10 protein-coding genes and 1 tRNA gene are annotated in these 12,201 nt (G+C 73.1%); 3 read left to right on the top strand and 8 right to left on the bottom strand.

The window, feature by feature from the left end; translation table 11 throughout:
• Positions 1-25: 25 nt before the first annotated feature.
• The 5 genes from OHT61_RS28310 to OHT61_RS28290 form a co-directional block, all read right to left on the bottom strand.
• Positions 26-1,150, bottom strand: coding sequence for a PQQ-dependent sugar dehydrogenase (locus OHT61_RS28310; RefSeq protein WP_329043411.1), 1,125 nt, complete (start codon positions 1,148-1,150; stop codon positions 26-28).
• A 233-nt stretch (positions 1,151-1,383) separates the two neighbouring features.
• Positions 1,384-1,806, bottom strand: a complete 423-nt coding sequence (locus OHT61_RS28305; protein WP_329042103.1) for an ATP-binding protein — start codon at positions 1,804-1,806, stop codon at positions 1,384-1,386.
• Positions 1,807-1,930: 124 nt separating this feature from the next.
• Complete coding sequence (locus tag OHT61_RS28300) at positions 1,931-3,184, bottom strand: helix-turn-helix transcriptional regulator (RefSeq protein ID WP_329042102.1); 1,254 nt, start codon at positions 3,182-3,184, stop codon at positions 1,931-1,933.
• A 248-nt stretch (positions 3,185-3,432) separates the two neighbouring features.
• Positions 3,433-3,506 (bottom strand) — tRNA-Pro (locus OHT61_RS28295).
• A gap of 50 nt (positions 3,507-3,556) precedes the next feature.
• On the bottom strand, positions 3,557-6,214 hold the full coding sequence (locus OHT61_RS28290; protein WP_329042101.1) for an ATP-binding protein: 2,658 nt from the start codon (positions 6,212-6,214) through the stop codon (positions 3,557-3,559).
• Between the two features lie 107 nt (positions 6,215-6,321).
• Between OHT61_RS28290 and OHT61_RS28285 the strand changes: the two genes are divergently transcribed.
• The 3 genes from OHT61_RS28285 (at position 6,322) to OHT61_RS28275 (ending at position 7,785) form a co-directional block, all read left to right on the top strand.
• Positions 6,322-6,852, top strand: a complete 531-nt coding sequence (locus OHT61_RS28285; RefSeq protein WP_329042099.1) for a DUF309 domain-containing protein — start codon at positions 6,322-6,324, stop codon at positions 6,850-6,852.
• 90 nt (positions 6,853-6,942) lie between these two features.
• Positions 6,943-7,365 carry a DUF350 domain-containing protein gene (locus OHT61_RS28280; RefSeq protein WP_329042098.1) on the top strand — a complete coding sequence of 141 codons (423 nt, stop codon included), beginning with the start codon at positions 6,943-6,945 and terminating at the stop codon, positions 7,363-7,365.
• Positions 7,366-7,428: 63 nt separating this feature from the next.
• On the top strand, positions 7,429-7,785 hold the full coding sequence (locus OHT61_RS28275; RefSeq protein ID WP_329042096.1) for a hypothetical protein: 357 nt from the start codon (positions 7,429-7,431) through the stop codon (positions 7,783-7,785).
• Between the two features lie 48 nt (positions 7,786-7,833).
• Here the strand turns inward: OHT61_RS28275 and OHT61_RS28270 are convergent, their stop codons facing one another.
• Genes OHT61_RS28270 through OHT61_RS28260 form a run of 3 tightly spaced genes read right to left on the bottom strand, consistent with a single transcriptional unit; the run spans position 7,834 to position 11,998 of the window.
• Positions 7,834-9,123 (bottom strand): FAD-dependent oxidoreductase, encoded by a 1,290-nt coding sequence (locus OHT61_RS28270; protein WP_329042094.1) that lies wholly within the window; start codon positions 9,121-9,123, stop codon positions 7,834-7,836.
• Entirely contained in the window at positions 9,120-10,568 is a 1,449-nt protein-coding gene (locus OHT61_RS28265) for an FAD-dependent oxidoreductase (RefSeq protein ID WP_329042093.1), read from the bottom strand. Before OHT61_RS28265 ends, OHT61_RS28270 begins: the two co-directional genes overlap by 4 nt.
• The gene (locus OHT61_RS28260) at positions 10,565-11,998 is read right to left on the bottom strand and encodes an FGGY family carbohydrate kinase (RefSeq protein WP_329042092.1); all 1,434 of its coding nucleotides are present in this window, start codon (positions 11,996-11,998) and stop codon (positions 10,565-10,567) included. Before OHT61_RS28260 ends, OHT61_RS28265 begins: the two co-directional genes overlap by 4 nt.
• Positions 11,999-12,201 lie beyond the last annotated feature (203 nt).

The raw sequence follows: 12,201 nt of genomic DNA, 5'->3' as shown, positions 1-12,201 counted from the left end.
GCGTACGGCTCAGGGCGTCATCGGCTCACGCGGGGTCGATGCGCGAGACGGTGCCGCCGATGGCGAGGACGTACAGTTCGCCGTCGCCGCCCTCCACGAACGAGATGACCTCACCGCCCTGGACGCCGAGGTCCCCCTCGGCGGTCACTTCGCCGCCCTCGATCCGCAGGGTGCGGATCGTGCCGTCGCAGTAGTCGCTGAACACGTACTGCCCGACGAGGTCCTCGATGGCCGCGCCGCGGTAGACGAAGCCGCCGGTGACCGAGCAGCCGAGGCCGGTGCGGTCGTACTCGTGGACCGGCGGCACGTGGTTCGCCGGCTCGGTGCCGCCCCGGAAGGGATGGGTGCCCTCCATGGAGGACCAGCCGTAGTTCTCACCGCCCTTGCCGGACGCGGCAGCCCAGTCGATCTCCTCCCAGTCGCTCTGGCCCACGTCGCCGATCAGCAGGTCGCCGGTGCCGGCGTCGAACGAGAACCGCCAGGGGTTGCGGAGCCCGTACGCCCAGATCTCGTCCCTCGCCGCCGGGTCGTCCACGAACGGGTTGTCCGCGGGGACGGCGTACGGCTCGGCGCCGCCCGGGTCGATCCGCAGCAGCTTGCCGAGGAGCGTGTCGAGGTTCTGACCGTTGCCGTGCGGGTCACCGCCCGATCCGCCGTCGCCGAACGCGATGTAGAGGTATCCGTCGGGGCCGAACTTGATGTCACCGCCGTTGTGGTTCGAGTACGGCTGGGTCTGGGTGAGCACGGTGCGCCGGGTGTCCGGCAGGATCGCTCCGTCCTGTACGGCGAACTCGTCCACGGTGCTGGTGCCTTCGAGGTCCGTGAACGAGATGTAGAAGTGCGCGAACGCGGGGTCGAACGCGATGCCCAGCAGCCCGCGTTCACCGTCGGTGGTGGTCTCGTCGGTGATGTCGAGGACCGGTTCGCCCAGACCTTGGCCGTCCAGAACCCGGACGGTTCCGGCGCGTTCGGCGATCCAGACCGTGTCGCCGGGTCCGGCGGCGCCGGCTGACGGCGTCTGCGCCCGGGCCACCTCGGTGAGGACGACGGCCGGCGGCGGCTCCGTTCCGGCGGACGCCGTCGCGAGACTCAGGGATGCGAGGAAACAGGCGGTTCCGACGAGCGCCGTGATTCTGGTGCGTACGTTCACCATGGCCTCCTGGAGGCGGTGAGTGGGGGGAGGTCACCCGGCTGCTGGGGACAGAGCTGAGTGGGCATCGCTCGCCCGCGTCGGCACGCAACCGGGGTGGGGGGATGGTGTGCCGCCGACACGCATGAGGATACGGGGACGGGAGGGGCTTGGACTAGACCACAGCAGCCACTTCTCCCGGCGGGTACGGGGGGGCACGCCGTGCGCCTCCCCCCAGAGGCTTCACCGCGCGCTCACCTCTCGCCCCTCCCCCGCAGATCCGCCCACACCCGCTTGCCGTACGGCAGCGGATCGGTGCCCCACCTCTCGGCCAGCTCTTCCACCAGCACGAGGCCGCATCCGCTCTCGCGCTCCGGGTCCGGCTGCCCGCGCACCGGCTGCACCTGCGAGAAGTCCACGACGCCGAGACGGACCTGCGCGGGGCCAGGGCGGTCGACGACGACCCGGATGTACTCACGCCGGGCGTGCCGGACGGCGTTGGACACCAGCTCCGTGACGATCAGGGCTGCGTCGGGGGCGAGGTCGTCGAGACCCCAGGCGGAGAGGGCGACGCGCACCAGGCGCCGGGCGGCCGTGGCGCTCTCCGGTTCACGTGGCAGTGTTTCGCTGTACCCGGGGTGCCCTGTCGGGCGGACCCGTGTTGCGGGTTGCGGCATGGGGGTATGCATCCTCGGATCGGCTGAGCCCGGGGCCGGTCGTACGGCGGCCGGGACGCTGTCCGCTCATGCAATCGGCATCCCGGGCACGCCGACAGGGGCGTGACGTCCCACTTTCACCACGCTATTCGCCGATCCCGAGGAACTCGGCCAACGGCCGCAGTCCCGGGGGGTGGTTGGGCAGTGCCCAGAGGTCGCGGACGATGGCCACGGCCAGCGTGTGGTGTCGCATCCACGTCGGTGCCACCCTGCGCAGAGACTCCAGCGTCTTCACCGCCCCGGCCGCATCGCCGGTGTCGGTGTGGGCGCGGGCGACATCCAACAACAGCCAGGTTCGCCAGGACGGTGGAGTGTCCTTGCTCAACCGCATGCCCTTGGACAGCGCCAAGGCATCCTGCGGGTGTCCGTACTGGACTGCGAGCCGGACGCGTTCGATACGGACGGAGGAAGGGCTGAAGACGGACACCATGCGGTTGTCGCCGGCGTCGGGCATTTTCGAGACCCGGGCAGCCTCCCTCTCAGCCTTTTCCATCATCGCCGCCGCGCGGTCGTAGTCGCCGCTCCGTGCGGCCGATGTGGCGGCGCTCATGGTCAGCGCGCCCCACACCTTCAAGCCGTCGGCTGTCTCGTCGCTATCCGCCGTCACCATGCCGTCGGCGGCACGGAGGGCGACGCTCAACGCGTCCTCCAGGCGTCCCTGCCTCTGATAGGTCCACGCTGTGGAGTTGGCGATCATCGGAGCGAGCAGCGGGTCGGACGACCGTCCCGCCGCGTCCGTGGCCCGCTCAAGGCTCGTCAACGCGAGGTCCGACTTGCCCATCCGCACAGCGACGTGTCCGGCGAGCTGAAGCGCCTTGCCCAGACAGGCGAAACCGGTCTCCCGCTCGCCCTCGTCCTGCGAGGCGGTGGCGGCGCGCGCGTCCAGGAGCATGTCCGGCAGGGCGCTCATCACCGTGTCGAACTCGGCAGCGTGGTAGTGCGTCCAACTGTCCGCGATCCGCTCACGCAGACGGTCCGACGAGAAGCCGGGACCTGGCGGCGCGGGATCCGGCCCTCCGAGCACCGGCATGACGGCTCTGCGGAGGGCCACGAAGCGCGGGCCGTCGGTCTCACCCGCGGAGACGGCGGGCGGGTCGCCGAGAAGGGTGGTCAACTCGACACCCAGACCGTTGGCCAGCGCGTGCAGTGTGGGAAGGCGTGCTGAATGTTTCCGGCCTTGTTCGAGCTGACGGATCACATCGACCGAGATGCCGGAGCGCTCGGCCAGTTCTTCCTGCGTCAGTGAGGCCAGTCGGCGCAGACGGCGCAGGGCCCGTCCCAAGTCTTCGTTTGCCACGATGTCACGGTACGCCGACACGCCCCACCGTCCGGTGGCCATGACCGACGCGCGAGGCCGGAAACCGGCACCTCGCGACGGCCGTGCCTGGGCCGCCGCTCCCGGACGTCGCGCCCTCAGGGAGGGCCGCGCGTGGCACGGCAGGGGAGCGGATCGACGCGGACCGACCCGCTTCCCTGGGTACGCTCGATCGGTATGCGTGCGGGGTCCTGCCACGAGCGGACCGCAAAACGACGCAGGGCCTCGCATCACCCAAGTGATGCGAGGCCCTGACCTGCGACTGTCTCCAGTCGGGACGACAGGATTTGAACCTGCGACCCCTTGACCCCCAGTCAAGTGCGCTACCAAGCTGCGCCACGTCCCGATGCGATTCCGCCCGATTTTCCCGGGTGGCCGCGCAGGAGAAACACTACCTCACTCCGCGGACCGCATCGACGTCCGCACCTGCTGGGCGCGGGTCGCCAGTCCCTCCGCGCCGCAGGCCACCGCGAGCTTCTGGGCGCGGGCGACCTCCCGCTGGGAGCGGATGGCGACGCCGTACTCGAAGCGGGCCATGGCGTGTTCGTACGCCGAGGAGGACGCCTCGAGGTGGCGTACCGACTCGGCCAGCAGCGAGGTGGCCTCCTCCGGTGGTGCGAAGAGGGCCACGCAGCGCAGGGCCTCGCCCATCGCCGTGTCCGTGCCGAAGCGCTCCGCGTGGACGCGGGCGCGGGTGGCCAGCTGGGCCGCGCGGACCGGGTCGGTGTCGGCGAGCGCGCGGGCGAGGTCACCGGCCCAGGGCGCCCACACGCCGTTGAACCGGCCCCGGGGTTCCAGCGCCGCTCCCGCCGCCTCCAGCTCGGCGACGGCCTCCTTGGTCCGGCCCTCGGCGAGCAGCAGGCGGCCCCGCACGCAGGGCGCGTCCGGCAGGACCATGGCGCTGGGGTAGGGCGGGCCGAAGTCGTAGCGGTCCGCCACCAGACGGGCCTCCGCCGTCCGGCCCCGGGCGACCAGGGTGTCGACGAGCAGGCAGGCGGCGTCCCAGTGGACGGGCAGTCCGTTGCCCGCGCGGTCGGCGAGACGCAGCCCCTCGCGCAGGAAGCCCTCCGCCTCCGCGAGCCGTCCTCGGCGGCGGTGCACGAGGCCGAGGAGGGTGTGGGCGAACGCGAGATGGGCGCCGCTCCAGCCGGAGATCTCGAAGGCGCGCACGGCCTCGGTGAAGAGTTCCTCGGCGCGGTCGAGCTGGTCGGTGAAGGCGTAGGTGATGCCGGCCATGGCGGGGAGTTCGAAGCCCCACTCGGAATCGGTCCAGCCGAGGCCGCGGGCGGGGCGGCCGTCGACCAGTGCGCGTTCGCAGAAGTCGACGACGACCTGTGCGTTCTCACCGCGGAGCATGGCGTCGAAGGCCCGCAGGGTGAGCATGGCCCGTTCGGCGTTGTCGCGCCCCTTGAGGTGGTCGGCGTTGCGGGCGAGACGGGCCGAGCGGGCGGGGCCGTCGTCCTCGGTGGCCTGCATGCCCTCCCAGAGGAAGTGCGCGGCCTGCAGGCGCATCAGGCCGGGCCCTGGAGCGGTTCGGGCAGCCTCGGCGGCGAGCGACAGAGCCGCTTCCTTGAGCTGGTTGTTGTGGGAGAGCGCCGAGGCGAGCCGGAACGTGGCGTCGATCCGGAGCGGGCCGTCGAGCCCCGGCGTGTCGAGTGCGGCACGCAGGTACTGCACCGTGGTGGCGGGCGAGGACAGGAGCGTGGCGCAGCCCAGTTCGTAGAGCAGTGCCGCCCGGTCGAGGGGGCGCGGCGGTTCCTCCAGCGCTCTTTCGAGGCAGCGCCTGGCGGCTTCGGGGGCGCCGACCGCGAGGTGCTGGCGTGCCGCCTCGCGGAGCTGGGAGACGAGTTCCTGGTCGTCGTCCGGGTGGACTTCGAGCAGGTGGCGGGAGGCCGCCGCGGCGCCGAGTCCGGCCTGCGTGATCGCCCAGGCGGCGCGTCCGTGCATGGCGGTCCGTGTCGCGGGCGGGATGGAGCGGTACACGGCGCTGGCGATCAGCGGATGGACGAATTCCAGCGGGTCGAAGCCGCTGACGATACGGGCGTCGCGCAGCCGGGCCGTGCAGTCCGCGGCCTCCGCGGAGCTCATCCCGGCCAGGGTGGCGGCGAGTTCCTGGGAGATCTCGGTGCCGAGGACGGCCGCCGCCCAGGCGAAGCGGTTGGCGTTGGTGCCCAGGCGTTCGAGCCGGGCGACGAGGCCGCTGCCCCGTGCGGAGGCACCGAGTTCGCGCAGCATCCCGGCGGACTCCTCGACCGGTGGGAGTTCGCGGTCCTGTGCCTTGGCGACGAGTTCGACGGCTTCGTAGGGGTTGCCCCCGGTGACGGCCCAGACCTCGCGGCAGAAGGGGTCGTCGGCGTGGTCGCCGAGCCCGGCCCGCACGAGTTCGGCCGTGGCGTCGGGAGTGAGGGCGCGCAGGGCCACCCGGATCAGCGCGGGGTGGCCGGCGACACCGCCGTTGTCGGGGGTCCGGCCGATGGCCCAGTCGGCGTTGCGGTCCTCGAGTTCCTGGGGCCGGTGGGCCTGGATGACCAGTACGGGCAGTTCGGAGAGCCGCGCGGTGAAGCCCGCCAGCCAGGCGAGGGATTCGCCGTCCGCCCAGTGCGCGTCGTCCACTATGAGGAGCAGGGGCCGGTGACTGAGCCGGGACGCGAGCCTGGAGACCACGTAGTCGAGGCCGTCCCTGACGCCCTGCGGGTCGGGCTGCGGGCCGCTCGGTTCGGCCAGGCCGAGTGCCGGCGCGGTGATCTCGAACCAGTCGCCGAAGAGGGCGCGGGTCTCGTCTTCGGGAAAGCGGTCCAGGGCGGGCTGCAGGAGCTGGCGCACGACGTGGAACGGCACGGAGGTCACCGTCTCGCCGCCGCGCGCCGACCAGATGGTGCAGCGGTCTGCGGCCATCGTCCGGATCTCCGTGAGCAGGGCGGTCTTGCCGATGCCGGCTTCCCCGCTGAACACCATGAGTCCGCCTGCCGCCTGGCCCCCGCAGAGGGCGTCCACCGCCTGTGCGGCTGCGGCCAGTTCGGGTTCGCGCTCGTACAACGGCCGGGACGGCTTCATGCCTCCCCTTCCCAGGGTGATTGCGGAGGATTCCGAGCCTAGTCGCGCGCGGGGGCCCAGGGACAGGGTTCAGCCGGTTCTCCGCAGGTACGAGGCACAATCGGACGGTGGAAGAATCGCGCAGGGACCGTGACGAGGAAGGACGGGCGCGCAACGCGCGCCCCCGGGACGGGCTGGGGCGCCCCCTCCCGTACGGCGCCGAGGGCGTGGAGCGGCAGCCGGAAGGCGTGGTGCGCTCCCCCGGCGAGACGGTGCGCGAGGCGCAGCGGCTGCTGGACTCGGGGATGCCCTTCCATGCCCACGAGGTCTTCGAGGACGCCTGGAAGTCGGGGCCGGACGCGGAGCGCGAGCTGTGGCGGGGCCTCGCTCAGATGGCGGTGGGTCTCACGCATGCCGCCCGGGGCAACGCGGCGGGCGGGGCACGGCTGTTGAGGCGCGGGGCGGGGGCCGTCGAGGCGTTCCGGGGGGCCGATCCGCACGGGATCGGGGTGGCCGGGCTGACCCGCTGGGCCCGGGATCTGGCGGACCGGGTGGACCCCGCCCCGGACCGGTCCGGGCAGGAGAGCGGGGCTGGGCGGGCCGTGGACGCGGCGGCGGAGGCTCCCTGGTTGCGGCGTGGGGACCGGCCCGGGGGGTGACTTTCGACGTGCGATAGGTTTTGGGCTTTCCTGACGGCATGTTGACCACGCCTGTCACTCCGACCACTCGCTCAGGAGACGGACGCCCCGATGACCGACATCATCAACGGCCTCGGCCGTGCCACCGCATACGGGGCCCTCGGCGTCGTACTGCTCGTACTCGGAATCCTGCTGATCGACGCCCTCACCCCGGGCAAGCTCGGCCGCCAGATATGGGAGGAGCGCAACCGCAACGCCTCCGTGCTCCTGAGTTCGGCGCTCCTCGGGATCGGCGGCATCGTGTTCACGTCGATCTGGACGACGTACGAGGACTTCGGCAAGGGTCTCGTCTCGACGGCGGCCTTCGGGTTGCTGGGGCTGGTCATGATGGCCCTCGCCTTCCTCGTCGTCGACCTCGTGACACCCGGGAAACTGGGGGCCACGCTGGTGGAGCGGGAACCGCACCCGGCGGTGTGGGTCACGGCGGCCTGCAACCTGGCGGTGTCCGCCATCGTGTCGGCGTCGATCGCCTGATCGTGCCCGGCGATCCGGCCGTCCGGCGAACATCCCCGTGCGCAGCCATTACGATCCGGCCTCATGAGCACTTCTGACCAGGAACAGGACCAGTCCGCCCCGGAGCAGGACCGGCCCGCGGACGTGACCGCCGCGGTGATACCCGAGCCCGCCGAGGAAGAACGCAGACTGACGCCACGTCAGGCTCGGCGGCTGCGGATCGTCCTCTCCTCGGTGGGCATGGCGGTCGTGGCCGTCGTCCTCGCGCTGCGCATCGCCAGCCGGTCCTCCGTCCTGGTCGTCGGGGTGTACGGCCTCGCTCTCATCCTCTGCGGTGTGGTCATCGAGCTCAGCAGGAACGGCCGTACCCGCCTGGGCAGCTGGCTGCTCGCGGTCGGGCTGGTGGCGGCGGTCGGCGCCGACTGGCTGCTCATTCCCTGACGCGCGGGGCGGGCGGTCCCGGCCGAAGTCCCGCCGGGGCCCCCGCCCTCACAGCACCGCGATCCGCACCGCCGGACCATGCGGATCGACCCGGTCGAGCCAGCCCGCCGCGAGGTGCAGGGACCGGCCCGGACCGGAGGACGGCAGCGAGCGCTGCCGGTGGAGTTCGCGTCCGTCCTGGGTCACGGCCAGCACCGGCAGGGTGAGCGGCCGGGCGGCCCGGAGCAGGAACCTGTCCCCCGGTGGGCGTGCCCCGTCCGGCCCTGCCGTGTTCGGTGCGATCCACCGCAGGGGCGCTTCCACGACGAGGGACGGCCCCCGCCCGCCGGGTTCCTCGGTGCCGAGCAGCCGGTGGAGCACGGGGACGGCGACGGCCCGGCCCTCCTCGGCGGCGAACCCGGCCCGCTCGACGGCGTGGAGCACGTTCCCGGCCGCGAAGACACCCGGCCGTGAGGTGCGGAACGCGGCGTCGTACGCGGGTCCGCGGGTGCCGGGGTCCAGGACCAGGCCGCCCCGCCGGGCGAGTTCGTGGTCCGGGACGAAGTCGCCGCTCAGGACCACGGTGTCGCAGCTCAGGGTGGTGGTGCGGCCGTCCTCGTGGCGCAGTTCGACGCCGGACAGCCGGGGCCGGCCCCGCAGGCCGGTGACGGTCGCGCCGGTGAGCAGCGGGCTGCGCCCGTGCGGGCGCAGCCGTGACGCGCGCCGGTCGGTGACGACGGCCACGACCTCGACGCCGGCGGCGCGCAGCGTGCCGGCCGCCGCGTACCCGACGGGTTCGTCGCCGACGACGACGGCCCGTGTGCCGATGCGCTGCCCGTAGAGGTGGACGGCCTGCTGGAGTTCGCCGGTGGTGTAGACGCCGGCCGGCCGGGTGCCGGGGATCAGCCGGGCGCTGCGCGGGCGTTCGCGGGCGCCGGTGGCGAGCACGACGGCCCGCGCGGTGATCCTCTCCAGGCCGGCGGGCCCGGTGGTGTCGACGGTCCGGGGGCCCGCCCAGCCGGTGACGGTGACGCCGGTGCGCAGGGCGGCGCCGGCCGACAGGGCCGCGGTGACGTGCTGCCGGGCGTACGCGGGCCCGTCCATTCCCCCGCCGCCGCCGTCGGCGGATCGGCGCGCGAGGGCCCGTGCGCGGGCGAGGAGGCCGGTGGGCGCGCCGAACCCGCCGTGGTGGCAGTGGCGGGGGACGCCGCCTGCCTGCTGTTCGCGTTCGAGGATCTCCACCCGGTCCACGCCCGCTGCGGCGAGTTCGGCGCCGGCCGCGAGGCCGGCGGGGCCGGCGCCGACGATCAGGACGTCGACGTCGCGCGCGGTCCGCCCGTTCCGTTCGCTTCCGGTCACCGGTGAGCCTCCTCGTCGTCGCCGTTCGCGGCCGTGCCCTCCTCGACGAGGGCCCGCACCGCGGCACCGCAGTGGAATCCCTGGCACCGGCCGCCCCGGGCCCGGGTGCGCCGCCGCAGGCCGTCCACGGAGCAGGGCGGGATCGTCGACGCCAGCGCGTCCCGGATCTCTCCGAGGGTGACCTGTTCGCAGTGGCAGACGATGCTGCCGTACGCCGGGTCCCCGGCGATCAGGGCGGCGCTCAGGTAGGGACGCGGCGACGCCTCGCCGAGGCCGGGCATCGTCAGCGGCGGCAGGTCACGGGGGCCGGTGAGCTCCAGGCCGGTGGCCGCGAGCAGTTCCACGACGTGCCGGGCGATCGCCAGGGACGCGGTGAGACCGGTGGAGCGGATTCCGCCCACGGCGACGTAACGCAGGGCGGGGTACTCCTGGATGCGGTAGTCCTCCTGGCCGGTGGCCGCGCGCAGTCCGGCGTACACGGCGGTGACCTCCTCGTCGACGAGTCGGGGCACGATCCGGCGGCCCTTCTCGCGCAGGAGGCGCAGGCCTTCGGCGGTGGACGCGGTGTCCGTCCTGTCGTCCAGTTCCTCGGCGGTCGGGCCGAGGAGGACGTTGCCGAACACGGTGGGTGCGACCAGGACACCCTTGCCGCCCGGCCCGGGGACCGGCAGGAGGATGTGGCCGACGAGGTCCCGGGCGAGCTTGTCGTAGACGATGAGCTGCCCCCTGCGAGGGGTCACGGTGAAGACGTCGTTGCCGAGCATCCGGTCGATCTCGTCGGCGTGCAGTCCGGCCGCGTTGACGACGTGGCGGGTGCGCAGCGGACCGCGCGAGGTGGTGAGGGTGTGGACGTCTCCGCCCTGGTCCACGGAGTTCACCCGGCAGTTCAGGTGCAGGTGGACGCCTGCCCGGACCGCCTGGGTGGCGTAGGCGAGCGGTGTGGTCCAGGGGCAGATGATGCTCTCGTCCGGCACCTCGAGCGCGCCGAGCGCCCCGGGGCCCAGCCGGGGTTCGCGGGCCCGCAGCTCATCGGCTCCGATGAGACGGGCCGCGTGGTATCCGTTGCGGACGGCCTTGTCGAGCAGCCCGGGCAGCGTGGCGAGCTGGTCCCCGTCCCAGGCGACGAGGAGGGCGCCGACGCGTTCCAGCGGGATGCCGGTCTCACCCGCGTAGTCCGCGAGCAGGGCGTACCCCTCGCGCACGAGGCGCGCTTCGAGTGAGCCCGGTACGGCGTCGAAACCGGTGTGCAGGATCGCGGTGTTGGCCTTCGACGTGCCGCTGCCGACGTCGTCGGCCGCGTCGACGAGAGCGATCCGCAGGGGATACCGGGCCAGTTCACGGGCGATGGCAGCCCCGACCACGCCCGCCCCGACGACCGTGACGTCGTAGCCGTCGCACGGGTCCTGCGCGGGCAGCGGCCCGGCGGTGGTGAGCGTGTGCGTCATGCGCGCTCCAGCAGCGATTCCACCGCGGCCCGGAAGCGCGCGAGGCGCTCCGCGGCCTCGTCGGGGCCGATCTCCGGTTCGTACACCATGGAGGGTTCGCACCGGGGTGTCGCCAGGTGCGGGGACAGCCGGGGGTCGAGTCCGAGCCTGGCCACGACGCCCGCGCCGAGCGCGGTGGCGTCCGGCAACGCCGATACCTCGACGGGTCGTTGGAGCAGGTCGGCCTGGGTCTGCATGAGCAGGGAGGAGCGGGTCAGGCCGCCGTCGACCCGCAGCGCGGTCAGTGGCGAGCCGAGCTCGGACTCGACGGCGTCGGCCAGGGCGACGACCTGCGCGGCGATGCCCTCGCACAGGGCGCGGACGAGGTGGCCCGCCCTGGTGTCCAGGCCGAGGCCGGTCACGGAGCCCCGCACGTCACCGCGCCACCAGGGGGCGGCGAGACCGGCGAGCGCCGGCACGAAGGTGACTCCCCCGGTGCCCGGGACACTGGCGCCCACGGGGTCCAGGTCGGCGGCCCCGGAGATCACCCCGAGATCGGTGAGCCAGCGCACGGCGGAGGCGGCCGTGTAGACCTGTCCGTCGAGGCAGTAGTCCGTTCGTCCGCCGAGCCGCCACGCGACGCAGCTGACCAGCCCCGAGGAGCCCGCGCTCGGGCGCCCGCCGGTCTGGGCGAGCAGGAAGGCACCGGTGCCGTAGGTGCACTTGGCGTTCCCCGGTTCCAGGGCGTTCTGCGCCAGCAGGGCTGCCTGCTGGTCGACGATGAGGCCCGTGAGGGGGATCTCGTCGCCGAACGCGGTGGTGGTGCCCACCGGGCCCGCGCAGTCGACGACGGCGGGCAGCCGTTCGCCGGACAGGCCGAAGATCTCCAGGGCCGCCGGCGACCACGCGACGTCGTGGAGGCCGAGGAGCTGGGTGCGCCCGGCCGTCGCGGCGTCGGTGACGAACGCGCCGGTCAGCTCGTGGACCAGCCAGGAGTCGCTGGTGGTCACGACCCCCTCCCGGGTCCACTCCCGGCGGATCCAGGCCATCTTGGGCGCGGCGAAGTACGGATCGAGGGGAAGTCCGGTGATCCGTTTCAACTCCGTCGCGTTTTCGGCCAGTTCCCCGCACACGTTCTCGGACCGCCGGTCCTGCCAGACGACGGCGGGAGTGAGCGTCCGTCCCGTCGCGGGTTCCCAGGCGAGCACGGTCTCGCCCTGGTTTGCCAGACCGACCGCCGCCACGGGCTCGCCCGCCCGCGCGACGGCCTCCCGGCCGGCGTCCAGCACCGACCCGAGCAGTTCTGCGGGTTCGGCCTCCACCAGGCCCGACGCGCCGTAGCGGGGGCGTACGGGGGCCGATCCGGAACCGATCACGCCCCGCTCGGGGCAGATCACCAGCGCCTTCGTTCCGGACGTTCCCTGGTCGATGGCGAGTACCGGTCGTGTCAATCGACGCTCCAGCCGTGCGTGCCGCCCGTCCCGGGCGGATTCGTGATCATCCGGTGCCCCGCCCACAGTCGTGCAGACCCCGGCCGGCGTCAAGACGGGCGAGGACCTCCCGCGCGCCGCCGCCGCGGAAGTTCAATGTCCTGTCCACGGACCGTACTTGAGTAAGATCCGCAAAGTCCTCCGCCGGTGGTCGCACAGACCCC

Source organism: Streptomyces sp. NBC_00178, from assembly GCF_036206005.1.
Taxonomy (GTDB): domain Bacteria; phylum Actinomycetota; class Actinomycetes; order Streptomycetales; family Streptomycetaceae; genus Streptomyces.
This window is presented reverse-complemented; position numbering and strand designations above follow the sequence as displayed.

What these genes read in the sequence shown, in the direction of transcription:
- OHT61_RS28300 (WP_329042102.1), bottom strand. Translation starts at nt 3,184, where the DNA reads ATGGCCACCGGACGGTGGGGCGTGTCGGCGTACCGTGACATCGTGGCA.
- OHT61_RS28265 (WP_329042093.1), bottom strand. Translation starts at nt 10,568, where the DNA reads ATGACGCACACGCTCACCACCGCCGGGCCGCTGCCCGCGCAGGACCCG.
- OHT61_RS28275 (WP_329042096.1), top strand. Translation starts at nt 7,429, where the DNA reads ATGAGCACTTCTGACCAGGAACAGGACCAGTCCGCCCCGGAGCAGGAC.
- OHT61_RS28290 (WP_329042101.1), bottom strand. Translation starts at nt 6,214, where the DNA reads ATGAAGCCGTCCCGGCCGTTGTACGAGCGCGAACCCGAACTGGCCGCA.
- OHT61_RS28280 (WP_329042098.1), top strand. Translation starts at nt 6,943, where the DNA reads ATGACCGACATCATCAACGGCCTCGGCCGTGCCACCGCATACGGGGCC.
- OHT61_RS28305 (WP_329042103.1), bottom strand. Translation starts at nt 1,806, where the DNA reads ATGCCGCAACCCGCAACACGGGTCCGCCCGACAGGGCACCCCGGGTAC.